Origin of the sequence: Clostridium estertheticum (assembly GCF_026650985.1) — a bacterium.
GTDB classification, from domain to species: domain Bacteria; phylum Bacillota; class Clostridia; order Clostridiales; family Clostridiaceae; genus Clostridium_AD; species Clostridium_AD estertheticum_C.
This window is the reverse complement of sequence record NZ_CP086239.1, coordinates 34,898-54,891: the sequence shown is the minus strand read 5'-3', so window position 1 is coordinate 54,891 and position 19,994 is coordinate 34,898. Positions and strand designations below refer to the sequence as shown.

Annotated in this window: 13 protein-coding genes and 3 rRNA genes; 4 read left to right on the top strand and 12 right to left on the bottom strand. The window is 37.1% G+C overall.

Annotation, left to right across the window (positions count from 1 at the left end; all coding sequences use genetic code 11):
• Nucleotides 1-62: 62 nt before the first annotated feature.
• From hcp to ilvN, 5 genes are all read right to left on the bottom strand, one after another.
• Nucleotides 63-1,709 (bottom strand): hydroxylamine reductase, encoded by a 1,647-nt coding sequence (gene hcp / locus LL038_RS00215; protein ID WP_216119491.1) that lies wholly within the window; start codon nt 1,707-1,709, stop codon nt 63-65.
• A gap of 82 nt (nt 1,710-1,791) precedes the next feature.
• Nucleotides 1,792-2,748 carry a D-2-hydroxyacid dehydrogenase gene (locus LL038_RS00210; protein ID WP_216119490.1) on the bottom strand — a complete coding sequence of 319 codons (957 nt, stop codon included), beginning with the start codon at nt 2,746-2,748 and terminating at the stop codon, nt 1,792-1,794.
• Between the two features lie 57 nt (nt 2,749-2,805).
• On the bottom strand, nt 2,806-4,467 hold the full coding sequence (ilvB, locus tag LL038_RS00205) for a biosynthetic-type acetolactate synthase large subunit (protein ID WP_216119489.1): 1,662 nt from the start codon (nt 4,465-4,467) through the stop codon (nt 2,806-2,808).
• Nucleotides 4,468-4,594: 127 nt separating this feature from the next.
• A complete protein-coding gene (gene ilvC, locus LL038_RS00200; protein WP_216119488.1) occupies nt 4,595-5,587 on the bottom strand; it encodes a ketol-acid reductoisomerase in 993 nt (330 codons plus the stop codon).
• A gap of 31 nt (nt 5,588-5,618) precedes the next feature.
• Nucleotides 5,619-6,113 (bottom strand): acetolactate synthase small subunit, encoded by a 495-nt coding sequence (gene ilvN, locus LL038_RS00195; protein WP_216107691.1) that lies wholly within the window; start codon nt 6,111-6,113, stop codon nt 5,619-5,621.
• Nucleotides 6,114-6,782: 669 nt separating this feature from the next.
• Here ilvN and leuC point away from each other — a divergent pair.
• The 4 genes from leuC to leuA are packed head-to-tail and all read left to right on the top strand — an operon-like array spanning nt 6,783 to nt 11,312.
• On the top strand, nt 6,783-8,045 hold the full coding sequence (gene leuC, locus LL038_RS00190) for a 3-isopropylmalate dehydratase large subunit (protein WP_216119487.1): 1,263 nt from the start codon (nt 6,783-6,785) through the stop codon (nt 8,043-8,045).
• Nucleotides 8,045-8,536 carry a 3-isopropylmalate dehydratase small subunit gene (gene leuD / locus LL038_RS00185; protein WP_216119486.1) on the top strand — a complete coding sequence of 164 codons (492 nt, stop codon included), beginning with the start codon at nt 8,045-8,047 and terminating at the stop codon, nt 8,534-8,536. The genes leuC and leuD overlap by 1 nt, the downstream gene beginning before the upstream one ends.
• Nucleotides 8,536-9,609, top strand: a complete 1,074-nt coding sequence (gene leuB, locus LL038_RS00180; protein WP_216119485.1) for a 3-isopropylmalate dehydrogenase — start codon at nt 8,536-8,538, stop codon at nt 9,607-9,609. The genes leuD and leuB overlap by 1 nt, the downstream gene beginning before the upstream one ends.
• A gap of 38 nt (nt 9,610-9,647) precedes the next feature.
• A complete protein-coding gene (leuA, locus tag LL038_RS00175) occupies nt 9,648-11,312 on the top strand; it encodes a 2-isopropylmalate synthase (protein ID WP_375292986.1) in 1,665 nt (554 codons plus the stop codon).
• A gap of 42 nt (nt 11,313-11,354) precedes the next feature.
• On the opposite strand, the gene LL038_RS00170 is transcribed toward leuA, so the two are convergent.
• The 7 genes from LL038_RS00170 to LL038_RS00140 form a co-directional block, all read right to left on the bottom strand.
• A complete protein-coding gene (locus LL038_RS00170) occupies nt 11,355-11,789 on the bottom strand; it encodes a EutP/PduV family microcompartment system protein (RefSeq protein WP_216119483.1) in 435 nt (144 codons plus the stop codon).
• 9 nt (nt 11,790-11,798) lie between these two features.
• A complete protein-coding gene (gene eutS / locus LL038_RS00165; RefSeq protein ID WP_216119482.1) occupies nt 11,799-12,143 on the bottom strand; it encodes an ethanolamine utilization microcompartment protein EutS in 345 nt (114 codons plus the stop codon).
• A gap of 20 nt (nt 12,144-12,163) precedes the next feature.
• Nucleotides 12,164-13,330, bottom strand: coding sequence for a 1-propanol dehydrogenase PduQ (locus LL038_RS00160; RefSeq protein WP_216119481.1), 1,167 nt, complete (start codon nt 13,328-13,330; stop codon nt 12,164-12,166).
• 106 nt (nt 13,331-13,436) lie between these two features.
• The gene (locus LL038_RS00155) at nt 13,437-14,426 is read right to left on the bottom strand and encodes a Gfo/Idh/MocA family protein (protein WP_216119480.1); all 990 of its coding nucleotides are present in this window, start codon (nt 14,424-14,426) and stop codon (nt 13,437-13,439) included.
• A 220-nt stretch (nt 14,427-14,646) separates the two neighbouring features.
• Nucleotides 14,647-14,763 (bottom strand): 5S ribosomal RNA (gene rrf, locus LL038_RS00150).
• 58 nt (nt 14,764-14,821) lie between these two features.
• Nucleotides 14,822-17,760: ribosomal RNA gene (locus LL038_RS00145) — 23S ribosomal RNA — on the bottom strand.
• A gap of 297 nt (nt 17,761-18,057) precedes the next feature.
• A 16S ribosomal RNA gene (locus tag LL038_RS00140) occupies nt 18,058-19,571 on the bottom strand.
• The 16S, 23S and 5S rRNA genes sit together here, the layout of an rRNA operon.
• Between the last annotated feature and the right edge of the window lie 423 nt (nt 19,572-19,994).

Sequence of the window (19,994 nt, the reverse complement as noted above, 5' to 3'; positions counted from 1 at the left end):
GTGACTAATATCACATACTTTCTAAATTTATTATTAATTTTATTTTTTTATATTTTAGAATTTTATCCAAGTATTTTTGCTAAATCGTCCTCTGGCGTACTTATTGCTCTAAGGTCAAATGTATCAATTAAAAATTGTAATACATTTGGGCTTAAGAACGCTGGAAGTGTTGGTCCAAGGTATATTCCTTTTACTCCAAGCGACAATAATGCTAGTAAATCAGCTACAGCTTTCTGTTCATACCAAGTTATAATGAATGAAAGTGGTAAATCATTAATGGTGCACTCAAATGCATCGGCTAGCGCGTTAGCTATTATAACAGCAGAATATGCATCGTTGCATTGACCAACATCAAGCAATCTTGGAAGTCCTGCTACTTCACCGAACTCTAATTTATTAAAACGATATTTTCCACAGGCTAAAGTAAGGATAATACAATCTTTTGGGACTTGCTTTGCAAATTCAGTATAATAATTCCTTCCTGGTCTTGCACCATCACATCCACCGATTAAGAAGAAGTGTCTAATCTTCCCTTCTTTAACAGCACTTACAATCTCGCCTGCATGACTCAAAGTTGCTTTATGTCCAAATCCTACTGTAATTTCCTTAACTTCCTCATCTTTTTCAAAGCCACCAAGTTCCAAAGCTTTATTTATTATTTCAGAAAAATCCTTATACCCATTTTCATCATTAGATATATGTTTTAATCCTTCCCATCCTACAACACTTGTAGAATAAATTCTATCTTTATAAGAATCTCTTGGTTTCATTAAGCAGTTTGTTGTCATTAAAATGCAACCTGGTATACCATCAAACTCCTTTTGTTGATTTTGCCATGCTCCACCAAAGTTACCTACTAAATGTTTGAATTTATTAAGCTTTGGGTATCCATGAGAAGGCAACATTTCACCATGAGTATAAATATTTATTCCCTTGCCTTCTGTTTGTTCAATTAACATTTCAAGGTCTCTTAAGTCATGGCCAGAAACTATTATAAATGGTCCTTTCTTAATATTTACATTTACTCTTGTAGGTGTTGGAGAATTGTATTTGTCATTATTAGCCTTATCTAATACCTCCATAACCTTAACACTCATCTCACCAGTTTTAACTAAGTAAGCAATAAGATCTTTTAAATTTAAACTATCATCAGTAAGTACTGCTAGACCTATAAAATAAAAATCATCTACCTCATCACTTTGATATTTAATAAATCTAGCTTGGTGTGCATATGCCGCAATCCCTTTTAATCCGTATTTTATAGTTTCACGAACGGAGCGAATATCAGCATCTAAATTCTCATCATACATAACTCCTGCTTTTTTTGCATCCTCAAGAATTTGTTCTTTTGTATCACTTAAATTATATAGAGCCTCTTCGCTCTTTACCTCTTCTCCTAATGTTTTTTTTCTAATCTCTTCTTTATTTATTTGTGATCTTCTGAGCATATCCATATGAGACTCAGGGTCAAAGTTTACATTAGTTAATGTCATAAATAATGAATTCTCAACAAATGAGACCAATGACTTATCAATTTTTTCACCTTTAGCTAAAAGTTTGCTAGCGTAACAGCTTATTCCTTTTAACTGATATATGAGCAAATCCTGCATTGCTGCAATCTCGGGTGTTTTACCACAGACCCCTACTTTTGTACAACCTTTTCCACCGAAAGTTTGCTCACATTGAAAACAAAACATTTTTCCTTGCATATGTACTCCTCCTAATTAGTTGAAATAGCCTCTTAGTATTTTGCACATTTTTTACGTGAATATACCAAAGAATTAGTAATAGTTATTTTACTATATTTATAGGTCTACCTTTTATAAATTGGGCCAAGTTATCTACTGCTATATTCATAAGACGTTCCCTAGATTCTTTTGGTGCCCATGCTATATGGGGTGTAATCAAACAATTTTTAGCACTCATAAGTGGATTATCCATTTGAACCGGCTCCACTGACATAACATCTAATCCAGCACCAGCTACCTTACCACTATTTAGAGCGTGCGCTAGATCCTCTTCAACAATTAAAGGGCCTCTAGAAGTGTTTATTATAATAACGCCATCTTTCATTTTCTTAATAGAGTCCTTATTTATTATTCCCTTAGTTTCCTCAAACAAAGGACAGTGTAAACTTATAACATCAGCCCCTTCATATAACTGGTCTAATTCAACATATTTAAAGGTATCTGATATTAATGACTCCTTCTTAGATGGATTATATGCTAAAATATTCATACCAAAAGCTAAAGCAATTGTTGACGTAACAATGCCAATTCGCCCCATACCTATAATACCCATTGTTTTGCCCGCAAGTTCCATCATAGGATAATTCCAAAAACAAAAATCCTTACTATTTGTCCAAGCGCCTTCTCGAACGACTTCATTATGTTCCCCTACATGATGACATATTTCGAGTAATAGAGCAAAAACAAATTGCGCAACTGAATTAGTACCATAAGCTGGAGTATTGGTAACTATAATACCCATCTCCTTTGCAGCTTTTACATCAACCACATTATATCCTGTTGCAAGAACCCCAATGTATTTTATTTTAGGTAACTTTTTTAAAGTATCCATACTTAATGGTGTTTTATTTGTAAGAATTATCTCGCAATCATAAGCTCTATCTACAATTTCATCTAAGTTTGTTCTATCATAAACTTTTAACTCACCTAATTTTTCAAACCCTCTCCAATATAAATCTCCCGGATTTAAAGTGAACCCATCTAATACTACTATCTTCATATATTCCTCCTATAAACATATTTTTCGTTTAATTAAAACAAGGTATAGCGATAAACACTATACCTCAAACATCATTTCAATACTTGCGCCTGGCGGAACCATAGGAGACGCCATCTCATCTGGTGCAACCCTAAAATCAATTACAACAGGACCATCCCATGCTATTGCTTCTTTTAATGCATCTACGACCTGGACATTATGATCAACTCTTATACCTTTAACTCCAAAACCCTCTGCTATTTTTACAAAATCAGTATCTCTCTCAAGTGTTGTACTAGAAAACCTTTTTGAGTAAAACACATTCTGCCATTGCCTAACCATACCCAAAACACCATTATTTAATAATATTATTTTAACTGGTATATTATATCTTGCAACAGTTCCGAGCTCATTAAGATTCATTCTAAAGCTACCATCCCCAGCAATATCAAAAACCATTTCTTTCTTTCCTATACTTGCGCCTATTGCTGCTCCAAAGCCATATCCCATAGTACCTAGTCCTCCAGAACTTATAAAAGTTCTTGGTTTCGTATAGGTGAATGCTTGAGTTGCCCAAATTTGATTTTGGCCTACCTCTGTAGTTATTATAGCATTCCCTTTTGTAATTTCATAAAGTTTTTTAATTACATAAAGAGGATTTACACTTTCAAATTCGTTTATTTTTATGACTTTTTCCTTGTCCTTTTGAATTAGTTCCTTTGCACAAGTTGTCCATTCATTTAACTCCCGACCTTTTAGTTTTTGTAGTAATTTTATTAATACATCAGCTACATTTCCAATTACAAAGCAATCCGCCTTAATATTTTTTGAAACTTCTGCTTCATCTATATCAATATGGATTACTTTAGTGTTTGCTGCAAAAGCAACCGGGTCACTAATAACTCTATCACTAAATCTTGCCCCGATTGCAATTATTAAATCACTTGATGTTATGCACCTATTAGAGGCAAAAGTTCCATGCATGCCAAGCATCCCCGTGTACATAGGGTGTAATCCACTAAAGGCACCTAGCCCCATCATAGTACTACAGACTGGGCATTTCAATTTATCTTGAAATAATAATAATAACTCCTCAGCCCCTGATATATTACACCCACCACCTACTACAATTATTGGTTTTTTCGAGCTTTGAATAGCAGAAATAGCATCATTAAGTTGGCTTTCTTTTACGACTTTATGCTCGATTATCTTTGGAATTTCAGGAAAGTATTCGCACTCCATACCAGTTATATCCTTAGGTATGTCTATAAGCACAGGTCCTGGCCTTCCACTCGTTGCAATTATAAAGGCTTTTCTTATTGTAGGTGCTAATTCCTTAATATCTTTCACTAAAAAATTATGTTTTGTAATAGGCATTGTTATACCAACAATATCAACTTCCTGAAAAGAGTCTTTACCTATTAATGTCGTTGCTACCTGCCCAGTAATTGCAATCATAGGTACAGAATCCATGTAAGCAGTTGCAATCCCTGTAACAAGATTTGTAGCCCCAGGACCTGATGTTGCAAGGCATACGCCAACCTTTCCAGTTGCTCTAGCGTATCCATCAGCAGCATGCGCTGCCCCTTGTTCATGAGAAACTAATATGTGAGTTATCTCCTTAAAAGAATAAATCTCATCATATATATTTAGTACCGCTCCACCTGGATACCCAAATATAATATCAATCCCTTGCTCTTTAAGACATTCAAGCAAAATTTTTGCACCACTGCACTTCATATTAATTCCTCCTTAATTCAGATGATAAAGAGAACCAAGTTCATTTTTAATTTTCTAGAACTTGGTCCTCAAATATAATATTAGTAACTTTTATTTATGTTGTCCTATTTTAAGTATAAAACGTATACTATTTTTTATTCCAAGACATCATTTTTCTAAGCTCAGCACCAACTTTTTCTATTTGATGTTCACTTTCTATTCTCTTTGTTGCATTAAAGAATGGTTTTCCAATTTGGTTTTCTAAAAGCCAATCTCTAGCAAAAACTCCCTTTTGAATATCAGTTAATACGCCTTTCATAGCTTTCTTTGTATCCGCAGTTATTATTTTGCTTCCTGTAATGTAATCACCATATTCTGCAGTATCACTTATTGAATATCTCATCATATTTAAACCACCTTGATTTATTAAATCTACGATAAGTTTCATTTCATGACAACATTCAAAGTATGCCATTTCTGGTTGATATCCAGCTTCTACAAGAGTTTCAAATCCTGCTTTTATAAGTGCTGTAACACCACCACAGAGAACTGCTTGTTCTCCAAACAAATCTGTTTCAGTTTCTTCTTTAAATGAAGTCTCCATAACTCCGGCTCTTGCTCCACCTATTCCTAAAGCGTAACCTAAAGCTACTTCTTTTGCATGTCCTGAGGCATCTTGATGTATAGCTATAAGACATGGTACTCCCTTGCCTTCTAAAAATTGACTTCTAACTGTATGTCCTGGTCCCTTTGGAGCTATAAGGAATACATCAATATCTGCTGGAGGAACTATTTGACCAAAATGAATTGCAAAACCATGAGCAAATACTAAAGCCTTATTTTTTGTAAGATTTGGTGCGATACTTTCTTTATACACTTGTCCCTGCTTTTCATCATTAACTAGGATCATTATAATATCTGCAGCTTTAGCTGCTTCTGATGCAGTCAAAACAGTTAATCCTGCTTTTTCTGCCTTTTCCCAAGATTTACTTCCTACATAAAGACCAACTACAACATCTACACCATTTTCTTTTAAGTTTAGTGCATGTGCATGTCCTTGACTACCATATCCTATTACTGCAACCTTTTTTCCTTTTAAATTATCTAAATTACAATCACTTTCATAATACATCTTAGCCATTATTAATTCCCCCTAATTTTTATCTATATTTTTAGATTACTGCGTCCGAACCTCTTTGCATTGCAATAAATCCACTACCGACTATTTCTAAAATACCAAACGGTTTAATTAAATTTTCAAAAGCACATAACTTGCCGTTATCACCTAAGATTTGAATAATTAATGTTGTCGGAGTTACATCTATAACCGAAACGCCAAAAATTTTTCCTATATTAATAATCTCTTGCCTATTATTACCTTCAGCTTTAACTTTTACAAACAACATTTGCTTACAAATAGAGTTTTCATTATCTAATTGCTCAACTTTATGAACATCCTCTAATTTCCTTATTTGTTTAATTATTTGGTCAATGCCTTCATCATCCCGAACTTTAGTTAGTAAAGTTATTCGGGCTAATTTTTCATCTTCTGTGTGACCAGAGGAAACAGTATCAAGATTAAAACCTCGTCTATTAAATAATGAACATACTCTTGTTAATACTCCTGGGTTGTTGTCAACTAAAATTGACAATACATGTGAAATCAAAATATCGCCTCCCTTTCCACAAGTAAATAATTCCAAGTCGGCTTGTAATTCGTACCAAACATTTTATGTATCGTACCATCTATAAATTGAATTGTCAACGAAATTCAGAATATTTTTTTTATTGACTTATTGACATATTTTATTATTCGTAGTATATTATGTTTCAAGCGTATTTTTAGAAAGATACTGTTTTTTTAAATCTTACTAATATAAAAATAGTCATTTATATATTTTATAAGAGCTTAAGATATTGACAAGCAGTCATTTATTTGATAAAATTATCGCTAATATAATAAAAATTTTGACAGGGACAAATAGGCATCAGGATGTTTTACAGAGAAGGGATAAAGCTGAGAACCCTAAATAATCATATGTTGAAACTTACCCTCGAGTTGTGAACTTAAACTAAGTTATACTTAAAAGTGTATTTACACTTAAAAGTGTACTTATTAGTAGGTTTTACCGGTGTAATCCGTTATCTTAAAATAAGTTATAAATATGGGTGGTACCGCGACGGACTCTTCGCCCCAGTGAAGATGTCTGTTTTTTTGTACCCTTTTTTTAGTCCAAATTTATCAAAACATTCTGTTAATTTTATTTTAGAATATTCTTCTAGATAAGTAGTACCTTAGAAAATACTTTTAAATTTTATAAAGGAGGTTCAATTATATGGGAATGACGATGACGCAAAAAATACTAGCATCACACGCTGGCATGCAAGAGGTAAAGGCCGGCCAATTGGTTATGGCAAATCTTGATTTAGTTTTAGGTAATGATATAACAACACCTGTTGCAATAAATGAGTTTAACAAAATGGGTGTTAATGAAGTTTTCGATAAAAAGAAGATTGCTATAGTTCCAGATCATTTTGCTCCAAATAAAGACATAAAATCTGCTGAGCAATGTAAGTGTACCCGTGAATTTGTATATGAAAAAGGAATTGAAAATTACTTTGAGGTAGGACAAATGGGTATAGAGCATGCATTATTACCAGAAAAAGGGCTTGTAGTATCTGGAGATGTTGTAATAGGTGCAGATTCTCACACTTGTACTTATGGTGCTTTAGGCGCTTTTTCAACTGGAGTTGGATCAACTGACATGGCAGCCGGAATGGCTAGTGGAAAATGTTGGTTTAAGATTCCAGAAGCAATACAATTCGTTTTAACTGGCAAAATGCAAAAATGGGTTTGTGGTAAAGATGTAATACTCCACATTATCGGAATGATTGGAGTAGATGGTGCTCTGTACCAATCAATGGAATATACAGGATCTGGAGTTGCTAACCTATCTATGGATGACAGATTTACAATATCTAATATGGCTATTGAAGCAGGTGCCAAAAATGGAATATTTGAAGTTGATGATAAAACTTTAGAATATGTAAAAGACCATTCAACTAAAGTCCCTGTAATATTTAAGGCTGACGCTGATGCAACATATTCAAGGATAATAAGGATTGATTTAAGTACTATAAGACCAACAATAGCCTTCCCTCACCTTCCAGATAACACCAGAACTATTGATGAAGTTGGCGAAGTTAAAATTGATCAAGTAGTTATTGGTTCTTGTACTAACGGAAGAATAGAAGACCTTAGAATGGCAGCAAGTATCTTCAAAGGTAAAAAAGTCGATCCTAAAATAAGAACACTAATCTTTCCTGCTACTCAAAAAATTTACCTTCAGGCCCTTAGGGAAGGTTTAATTGAAATATTTATAGAGGCTGGAGTTGCAGTAAGCACTCCAACTTGCGGACCTTGCCTTGGTGGATACATGGGAGTGCTTGCAAATGGTGAGCGGGCTTTGTCCACTACAAACAGAAACTTTGTTGGCAGAATGGGGCATCCCGGAAGTGAAGTATATCTTTGCAGTCCAGCAATAGCCGCAGCATCAGCAATAACCGGAAAAATTTCGTCTCCAGAGGAGGTAATGTAATGTTTAAAGGAAAAGCTATAAAATATGGTAATAATGTAGATACTGATGTTATAATTCCTGCAAGATATCTTAATACCTCAGATGCAAATGAACTTGCATCTCATTGCATGGAGGATATAGATAAAGATTTTACTAGCAAAGTTAAAAATGGTGACATAATGGTTGCTGGTAAAAACTTTGGTTGTGGATCTTCAAGGGAGCATGCCCCTCTTGCTATAAAAACTTCAGGAATTAGTTGTATAATTGCTGAAAACTTTGCAAGAATATTCTACAGAAATTCAATTAATATAGGTTTACCAATACTCGAATGCACCCAGGCTGCCGAGGATATTGAAGAAGGAAATGAAATAACAGTTGATGTTATTTCTGGAGTTATCACAAATACCACAAAAGGAAAAACTTACATGGCAATACCATTTCCAGCATTTATGCAAGATATCATAGCTTCGCAGGGACTTATTAATTACCTTAAAGAAAGGACTGAGGATTAATGAAAGAAATAGCAGTAATTCGTGGAGATGGAATTGGACCAGAGATTGTTGATGGTGCAATTAAGGTATTAGATGTAATATCTCAAAAATATAATATCCCATTTGTTTATACAAATCTTTTAATGGGTGGGGTAGCTATAGATGAAACTGGAGTACCTCTTCCAAAAGAAACAATAGACATTTGTAAACGGAGTGATGCGGTTTTACTTGGTTCTGTCGGTGGTCCTAAGTGGGATAAACTTCCTGGTGATCAAAGACCAGAAGCTGGACTGCTTGGAATTAGAAAAGCCCTTGAGGTTTTTGCAAACCTAAGACCTGCTATTCTTTTTCCACAATTAAAGGAAGCTTCAGCTCTTAAGCCAGAAGTTCTTAAAGGTAATATTGATATTATGGTTATACGTGAATTAACAGGTGGTATATATTTTGGTGAAAAATCTAGAATAGACCTACCCTCAGGTGGCCAAAAAGCATGGGATACAATGGCTTACTCAACTTATGAAATAGAAAGAATAGCCCGTGTTGGTTTTGAAACTGCAAGAAAAAGGACTAAAAAGCTTACATTAGTTGATAAAGCAAATGTGCTTGAGACCTCAAGACTGTGGAGAGAAATTGTTCTAAAAATGTCTGCTGATTACCCAGATGTAACTCTTGAAGTACAATTAGTTGATAGTTGTGCAATGCAACTTATAAAAAATCCAGGACAATTTGATACTATTCTAACTGAAAACATGTTCGGTGATATCCTAAGTGATGAGGCTTCAATGCTTACTGGATCGCTTGGAATGTTACCTTCTGCAAGTTTAGGTAATGGCACTCTTGGTATATATGAACCAATACATGGCTCAGCACCAGATATTGCAGGTAAAGATATCGCTAATCCAATTGCAACTATAATGAGTGCTGCAATGATGCTTAGATATAGTTTTAATATGGAAAGTGCTGCAAAAGATATTGAAGATGCGGTATCTAATGTTTTAGATAATAAATATAGAACCATTGACATTATGGAGCCTAATATGAAATGTGTTGGAACTATTGAAATGTCAGAACTTATTGCAAATGAAATAAAATAGACATATTTATTTTAATATTCTAAAGGGAGATGTTTAAATTGTCATATAAAAAATATAAACCTTATGGTGGTATAAATATTAAGGATCGTCAGTGGCCTAATAATTTAATTGAAAAGGCTCCCATTTGGTGTAGCGTTGATTTAAGAGATGGCAATCAATCTCTTCCTGTTCCAATGAACGTTGATGAGAAAGTTAAATTATTTAAACTTCTTGTGGATATTGGTTTTAAAGAAATAGAAGTAGGTTTCCCTTCCGCCTCAAATACTGAATATCAATTTTTAAGAACACTTATAGAAGATGATCTTATTCCGGAAGATGTAACTATTCAAGTTTTAACACAATCAAGAGAACATTTAATCAAGAAAACCTTTGAAGCCCTCAAAGGAGCAAAAAAAGCAATTGTCCACCTTTATAATTCAACTTCAGTTTTACAACGAAGAGTTGTTTTTCATAAAAGTAAACAAGAAATTATTGATATTGGAGTAACTGGTGCAAAACTTCTAATGAAATACAAAGATAAATACCCAGAAACAGATTTTTATTTTGAATATTCTCCTGAAAGTTTTACTGGAACAGAACTTGAATACTCTCTTCAAATTTGTGAAGCTATATTAGACGTCTTACAACCAACGCCATCAAAAAAGGTTATTTTGAACCTACCATCAACAGTCGAAATGGCCACTCCTAATATTTATGCAGATCAAATTGAATGGTTCTGCAGGAATGTTAAAAGGAGAGAAAACATTATTATAAGTCTTCATACTCATAATGATAGGGGTACTTGTACTGCGGCTTCCGAGCTTGGAATTCTTGCAGGGGCTGACAGGATTGAGGGTACACTATTTGGAAATGGTGAACGAACTGGAAATCTTGATCTTATGACTATGGCTTTAAATATGCATGTTCAAGGAATAGATTCTAAATTAGATTTTTCAAATCTTTATGAGATTGTAGACATATATGAATTATGCACAAGGATGAAGGTACATGAGCGTCATCCATATGCTGGTAAACTTGTATACACAGCATTTTCTGGATCGCACCAAGACGCAATCAAAAAAGGACTTAAAGCCCTTAAAGATGAGAATAATAATTATTGGGATGTTCCATATCTTCCAATTGACCCACATGATGTCGGACGAGATTACGAGGAAGTTATTCGTATTAACAGCCAATCCGGTAAAGGTGGTGCTGCATTTATAATGGAAAATGAATTTGGTTTTATATTACCTAAGGCTATGCAGGCTGACTTTGGCAATATAGTAAAAAATAAAACTGACCTACTTGGCACAGAATTATTGGGAAATCAAATTTATGATTTATTTGAAAAAGAATACTTAAATTTAAAAAGTCCAAATCTATTGAAGAACTATACCATTCAATCAGTACAAAATGTTGAAACAGATGAAAATATAGTAAATATCAATGCTCTAATTTCAGTAAACGGGAAAGAAATGAATATTTCCGGTGTAGGTAATGGTCCAGTAGATGCATTCTTCAATGCACTACATAAATCAAATATTAATGGCTATAACTTTATATCTTATGATGAACATGCTCTAGGTAGTGGCTCAAACTCAAAAGCTGCTACTTATATACAAATAGAATACAATGACAAAAGGTATTTTGGAGTTGGTGTTTCTGCAAATATTGATACGGCTTCACTAAATGCTTTATTTAGTGCTATTAATAGAAAAAGCTAATCTGATAAAGGGAGCCTGAGTATTACACTCAAACTCCCTTTATTATGATTTTATAAGGTACTCTTTTAAATCCTCTACACCCTGTCTATCAAATGCACTTACCTTGAAAATTCTTTCTACACCTGCATTTAATAAAAATTCTTCTGCTATTTTTATCTTGTTCTCTTCATAGCACAAATCAATTTTAGTAATAATTCCAATAACAGGTTTTGCAAATCTACTAGCAAAACTCGGTGGAAAAACACTATTTTCCTCCGTACAATCCTGAACCATACCAATTACATCGCTGTCTACAGATGTAATTATAAGTGCATTATAAAAAAATCTACTTTCAATATACTCACCAGGAGTATCTATAATGCTATCAATAATTTCAACTGTCTGGGTCTTTTTATAAAAAAGATTTTTTTTATTTAATGCTTGAGTAAGTGTAGTCTTGCCACAACTTGTTTTTCCAATTAACATTAACTTTTTCATATACCCCTCCTAAGATTTAGTTATGCTACACTCAGCAAACTTAAGAACACTCGTAAGAAGTTTTAAAACCTGTGTAAGTGCTGACTCTACACTACCTACATCCCCAATTATAACCACTGTACCACTAAACCTATCTACAAACCCAATAGTTACATCTGCTGCCTTTGTCGCAACATCTGCGGCTATAATAGCAGCCTCTCCAGGTGTTATTGTAAGTATCCCAAGGGCGCCCATATTCTCTGATATAAGTCCTAGCTTTTTGTATAAATCTTTGTTTGGATTTGCAATTAAATGGGCTAATGTAACTTGCTTTCCCGGTACATATTCCTGTATTACCCTTTGCTTATCTTCCATAATATTTTAGCAACTCCTTATTAATTATTATAAACTTTATTAAATAGAGTTATTATTTCTTCAAGCCTTGGCACCCTAGGATTAGTTTGCGTACATCTATCCTCTATGGCAATACTCGCCATTTCATTAACTTCCCTTTTAAAATCTTCTTCCTTTATTCCTGTTTCTTTTAATGACGTAGGAATATTTAATTCCTTTAAAATCATATTTATAGCTATTATTAAACTTTTTACTCCTTCGGAAACATTTGATGATGGCAATCCTAATATTTTAGCTATTTCTGAATATCTTTTGGCAGCATATGTATATTTACTTGAATCAAAATCTTTTATATCTGCATTAAATTCTATTACATATGGAAGTAATATAGCATTAGCTCTTCCATGCGACACATGGAATTTTGCACCAATGATATGTGCCATTCCATGATTTAATCCTAAAGATGCATTGTTAAATGCTATTCCGGCAATACAAGAAGCATTGTGCATTTTAGTTCTTGCTTCTAAATTATTACCATCCTTATATGCATTTATTAAGTTCTGAAAAACTAATTTTATAGATTTTTCAGCCAAGGCATCTGTATAATCGGTTGCCCTTGTCGACACGAATGCTTCTATATCATGAGTTAGTACATCCATTCCTGTATCTGCTGTTATAAAATCGGGTACTGTACAAACAAGTTCTGCGACTAATATAGCCTCATCCGGTTGTAACTCCTCTGATATTAACGGATACTTTATATTCTTATTTTTATCTGTAATTACAGAAATACTTGTAACCTCAGAGCCGGTACCACTGGTTGTAGGTATAGCTATAAGCTTAATTTTTTTATTACTTTTCATATTAGAACCCATATTAGCTTTTAATTTTAAATTAAAATCACATATCGCCTTTGCTGCATCTATTGCAGACCCTCCCCCTAAAGCTATAACTACATCTGGATTAAATTTCATCATAACTTCAATACCTTTTGCCACAATTTCAACTGATGGGTCTGGTACAATATCTGAAAAAACAATATACTCAACATTGCCCTTTGAAATTTCATCAGTAATTTTATTTATAACACCTGACTTTACCATAAAAGGGTCAGTTACTATAAATGCCTTATGACAATTAAGTTGGCTTAATCTTTTTAATGAACCTTCTCCAAAAAATACTTGTGTTCTAAAGCTAAAATTTTTCATTAACATCCTCCTTTCATAATAAAATCCAAATAAAACGATTACACAGTTTGATTTATTCTATCACATTTTATATAAAAAAGAAAAGTAGAATAAAATATATATTATTCTACTTTTTATTTAATCTATAATTTCTTAAAATTTGATCCATAATTTTGTTTGTTCGTGCTCCACTAATTCCTGTACTTTTGCATACTTCCAGACCATTAAGTTCGTTTACGATGCTTTGAATTAATTGCATCTGAATATGAATGGGCTTTACTATGTTAAATGGAGTGATACCATTAATTGTTGTCAATAAAACTGGCTCTGCTCCAAAAGTGGAAAATGATATTTTTCCGAGGCTTCCAACAATCTCATTCATATCATAATTAGAAAAACTTGAGAAACACCAAGTCCCTGTTCCCTTGACACCAGACTCAAATGCTAGTGAAGCTGTCACAACATCTTCCGCCTCATATAATTTAGCTTGATTATCAGCATAACCGCAGGCTTCCTCAATTGGTCCCAAGATATAATCTAAAACATCTAATGTATGAGAAGCAAGGTCCATAAATTCTCCTCCTCCTGAAATTTTTGGTATGACTCTCCACGGAAATTCACCAGACTTTAGATCTTTTTGTACTATTTTTTTGTATAATACAACTGTAACGAAACGTATTTCTCCAATTTTTCCTGAATCGATTAATTCTTTAACCTTATTAAAACGATCTAAAGCCCTCCTGTAATATGCAACAAATAATGAGACTCCAGCATTCTCACACGCCTGTATCATATCAGTGCATTCTTCAAAATTACGAGCCATAGGTTTTTCAACATAAACTGGCTTTCCTGCCTCTGCACATTGTAATGTGTATTCTTTATGATATGCAGGTGGTGTAGCTATATAAACAACATCAACATCAGGATCATTTATTAATTCTTCTGCATTATCATACCACTTTGGTACATTATGACGAGTAGCATAATCTTTGGCAAGTTCCCCATTACGTCTCATAACAGCTACTAATTGTGAATTTTTTGCCAGTTGAAATCCTGGACCACTTTTAACCTCAGTAACATCTCCACATCCAATGATTCCCCAACGTATTGTCTTCATAGCAACCTATCTCCTTTTTCATTATATTCATTTAAAACTTTATTTCCGCTACATAATCTTTATTATTTAGCTATTTTAATATAAGTATATCAAAAATATATAGTATTAGTAAAGAATTTCAATTCAATGTTTATATAAATTTAAAAAGATATCACTGAAAGTATTCACTTATAATATTAACGAAAAAAAACACTAAGATAAACTTAGTGTTTTTTTTATTACCTGGCGACAACCTACTCTTCCACAAGGTCACCCCTGCAGTACCATCGGCGCATTGAAGCTTAACCTTCGTGTTCGGTATGGGAACGGGTGTTACCTTCAGGCCATAATCACCAGATGAGAATATAAATATTCTCTGAAAATTGCACAGTGTTTTCGCATTTTATTATTATATCTTGGTCAAGCCCTCGACTTATTAGTATTAGTCAGCTGAACATGTTACCATGCTTACACCTCTAACCTATCAACCTGGTGGTCTTCCAGGAGTCTTACTTACATCGCACTTACGTGCGAGTAATGGGAAATCTCATCTTAGGGTGGGCTTCACGCTTAGATGCTTTCAGCGTTTATCCCTTCCAAACATAGCTACCCAGCGATGCCACTGGCGTGACAACTGGTGCACCAGAGGTTTGTCCATCCCGGTCCTCTCGTACTAAGGACAGCTCCCTTCAAATTTCCTACGCCCGCGACGGATAGGGACCGAACTGTCTCACGACGTTCTGAACCCAGCTCGCGTGCCGCTTTAATGGGCGAACAGCCCAACCCTTGGGACCTACTTCAGCCCCAGGATGCGACGAGCCGACATCGAGGTGCCAAACCTCCCCGTCGATGTGGACTCTTGGGGGAGATCAGCCTGTTATCCCCGAGGTAGCTTTTATCCGTTGAGCGATGGCCCTCCCACGAGGTACCACCGGATCACTAAGCCCGACTTTCGTCCCTGCTCCACTTGTAAGTGTCGCAGTCAGGCTCCCTTCTGCCTTTGCACTCTTCGCGCGATTTCCAACCGCGCTGAGGGAACCTTTGGGCGCCTCCGTTACTCTTTCGGAGGCGACCGCCCCAGTCAAACTGCCCACCTAACAATGTCCTGTGACCAGATTCATGGCCTCCAGTTAGAACCTCAGTACTGTCAGGGTGGTATCCCAAGGATGACTCCACACAGGCTGACGCCCATGTATCGTAGTCTCCCACCTATCCTGTACAGACAATACCGAAATTCAATGCTAAGCTACAGTAAAGCTCTACGGGGTCTTTCCGTCCAATCGCGGGTATCCAGCATCTTCACTGGAACTACAATTTCGCCGGATGTACTGTTGAGACAGTGCCCAAATCATTACGCCATTCGTGCGGGTCGGAACTTACCCGACAAGGAATTTCGCTACCTTAGGACCGTTATAGTTACGGCCGCCGTTTACTGGGGCTTAAGTTCATAGCCTCGCCAAGAGCAAGCTCTCAGCTAACTAATCCCCTTAACCTTCCAGCACCGGGCAGGCGTCAGCCCCTATACATCAGCTTTCGCTTTAGCAGAGACCTGTGTTTTTGCTAAACAGTTGCTTGGGCCTATTCTCTGCGACCTACTTACGTAGGCACCCCTTCTCCCGAAGTTACGGGGTCAATTTGCCGAGTTCCTTAACAGTAATTCTTCCGATGGTCTTAGGATTCTCTCCTCACCTACCTGTGTCGGTTTGCGGTACGGGCACCAATATCCTCGATAGAGACTTTTCTTGGCAGCGTGGAATCAGATACTTCAGCAATAAATTGCCTTCCCCATTACATCTCAGCGTTAAGAGCAAACGGATTTGCCTGCTTGCTCCGCCTAAATGCTTAGACACACATCCAATAGTGTGCACATCTTATCCTCCTGCGTCATCCCATTTCTAATAACGTCCATTGGTGGTATCGGAATATCAACCGATTGTCCATCACCTACGCCTTTCGGCCTCGGCTTAGGTCCCGACTAACCCTGAGAGGACGAGCCTTCCTCAGGAAACCTTAGGTTTTCGACCGTTAAGATTCTCACTTAACTCTCGCTACTCATGCCAACATTCTCACTTCTGTACCGTCCACCACTCCTTACGGTATGACTTCAGCCAGTACAGAAAGCTCCTCTACCGCTTACACAATTGTGTAAACCCATAGCTTCGGTGGTAAGTTTTAGCCCCGGACATCTTCGGCGCAGGATCTCTTGACTAGTGAGCTATTACGCACTCTTTGAATGAGTGGCTGCTTCTGAGCCAACATCCTAGTTGTCTTAGAAATCCCACATCCTTTTCCACTTAACTTACACTTTGGGACCTTAGCTGATGGTCTGGGCTGTTTCCCTTTTGACTACGGATCTTATCATTCGCAGTCTGACTGCCGAAATAAAAGTATATGGCATTCGGAGTTTGATAGGGTTCAGTAACTGTTGTCAGCCCCTAGCCCATTCAGTGCTCTACCTCCATTACTCAATTAATCGACGCTAGCCCTAAAGCTATTTCGAGGAGAACCAGCTATCTCCGAGTTCGATTGGAATTTCTCCGCTATCCACAGCTCATCCCATGGTTTTTCAACACCAACGTGGTTCGGACCTCCACGGAATTTTACTTCCGCTTCATCCTGGCCATGGATAGGTCACCCGGTTTCGGGTCTACGACATGCAACTAGAACGCCCTATTCAGACTCGGTTTCCCTTCGGCTCCGTACCTTAAGTACTTAACCTTGCTACATATCGTAACTCGTTGGCTCGTTCTACAAAAAGCACGCCGTCACACATAAAAAGTGCTTCGACCGGTTGTAGGCACACGGTTTCAGGTTCTATTTCACTCCCCTTCCGGGGTTCTTTTCACCTTTCCCTCACGGTACTTCTTCACTATCGGTCACTAGGTAGTATTTAGCCTTGGGAGGTGGTCCTCCCAGCTTCCCACAAGGTTTCACGTGTCTCGTGGTACTCTGGATTAGATCTGACTGTTCTTCCTTTTCATTTACAGGCCTATTACCTTCTGCGGAGCAGCTTTCCAGCTATCTTCAATTAAAGAATTGCAGTATTTATGATCTATCCTCAACCCCTAAGTCAAAGACTTAGGTTTGGGCTCTTTCCCTTTCGCTCGCCGCTACTTAGGAAATCGATATTTCTTTCTCTTCCTCCGGGTACTTAGATGTTTCAGTTCCCCGGGTGTACCTCTGCATACCTATTTATTCAGTATGCAGTACATAGTTGTTACTATGTGGGTTCCCCCATTCGGAAATCTTTGGATCACAGGCTATTTGCGCCTACCCAAAGCTTATCGCAGCTTAACGCGTCCTTCTTCGGCTCCTAGTGCCAAGGCATTCGCCATGCGCCCTTTGTAGCTTGACCTTTGATTCTGTCTATTTACATAGACGTCTTGTTACTTAATATTAATTTTGCGAAATCGTAATAAATTAATCTATAACCACTTGCGTGGATTTAAATCTTTTTAAAACAACTTTATACACTGTGCAATTTTCAAAGAACATTTAAGAAAAACTATTAATTAATTAGCTCCTAAGAGTTAATATAATTAGTCTCTCAAAATTAAACAGAGAAATAGGAACGAGTAATTACAATAGATATTTTGAAGAATAATTAAATTCTTCTATTGCATCGACCGAAGTCAATACATCTACTCCCTAGAAAGGAGGTGATCCAGCCGCAGGTTCTCCTACGGCTACCTTGTTACGACTTCACCCCAATCATCGATCCCACCTTCGGCCGCTGGCTCCTTACGGTTACCTCACGGACTTCGGGTGTTACCAACTCTCATGGTGTGACGGGCGGTGTGTACAAGGCCCGGGAACGTATTCACCGCGACATGCTGATTCGCGATTACTAGCAACTCCGGCTTCATGTAGGCGAGTTGCAGCCTACAATCCGAACTGGGATGAGTTTTTGAGTTTGGCTCCACCTTGCGGTCTTGCATCTCTTTGTACTCACCATTGTAGCACGTGTGTAGCCCTAGACATAAGGGGCATGATGATTTGACGTCATCCCCACCTTCCTCCCGGTTAACCCGGGCAGTCTCACTAGAGTGCTCAACTTAATGGTAGCAACTAATGATAAGGGTTGCGCTCGTTGCGGGACTTAACCCAACATCTCACGACACGAGCTGACGACAACCATGCACCACCTGTCACCTTGTCCCGAAGGACTTCACTCATCTCTGAGTTATGCAAGGGATGTCAAGTCTAGGTAAGGTTCTTCGCGTTGCTTCGAATTAAACCACATGCTCCGCTGCTTGTGCGGGCCCCCGTCAATTCCTTTGAGTTTTAATCTTGCGATCGTACTCCCCAGGCGGAATACTTAATGTGTTAACGGCGGCACCGAGGTTCGACCCCCGACACCTAGTATTCATCGTTTACGGCGTGGACTACCAGGGTATCTAATCCTGTTTGCTCCCCACGCTTTCATGCCTCAGCGTCAGTTACAGTCCAGTAAGTCGCCTTCGCCACTGGTGTTCTTCCTAATCTCTACGCATTTCACCGCTACACTAGGAATTCCACTTACCTCTCCTGCACTCTAGACACCCAGTTTCAAATGCAGCACCCAAGTTAAGCTCGGGTATTTCACATCTGACTTAAATGTCCGCCTACGCATCCTTTACGCCCAGTAAATCCGGACAACGCTTGCCACCTACGTATTACCGCGGCTGCTGGCACGTAGTTAGCCGTGGCTTCCTCCTCTGGTACCGTCATTATCGTCCCAGAAGACAGAACTTTACAACCCGAAGGCCTTCATCATTCACGCGGCGTTGCTGCGTCAGGGTTTCCCCCATTGCGCAATATTCCCCACTGCTGCCTCCCGTAGGAGTCTGGACCGTGTCTCAGTTCCAATGTGGCCGATCACCCTCTCAGGTCGGCTACGCATCGTTGCCTTGGTGGGCCTTTACCTCACCAACTAGCTAATGCGCCGCGGGTCCATCTCAAAGTGAAATTCCGAAAAATTCCTTTGATGTTAAGATCATGCGATCAAAACATATTATGCGGTATTAATCTCCCTTTCGGGAGGCTATTCCCCTCTTTGAGGCAGGTTACCCACGTGTTACTCACCCGTCCGCCGCTAATTGATCCCGAAGGATCGCATCGCTCGACTTGCATGTGTTAGGCACGCCGCCAGCGTTCGTCCTGAGCCAGGATCAAACTCTCAATTTAAAAGTTTACACTTTTTTAGTTGAAATAATTAATCTGCGACAACTGTTAAGTTGTTACGCAAGCTCATTACATACTTTTTAGTCTTACGACTAAAATATTACTTTTACTAAAGTAATTGACTGGTTAAAATAAAATATTATTTCATTTCTTTACCTATTTCTCTGTTTAATTTTCAAAGACCAATTTGCTTTGTCATCAAGTGACGACTTCTACTATGATACTAGGTTTTTCTTATTTTGTCAACTACTTCTTTAAAATAAATTTTTATTTAAACTCTATTAAATTGTAATTAACAGTTAGTTTAGTGTGCCACTTCTATGTGACGACAAGGAGTATTCTATCATATATATATAAGGTCACTTTTAACATAAATAGATTCTAATAAGATTAACTCTATATTGCTACATATAGGTCTAAATAATT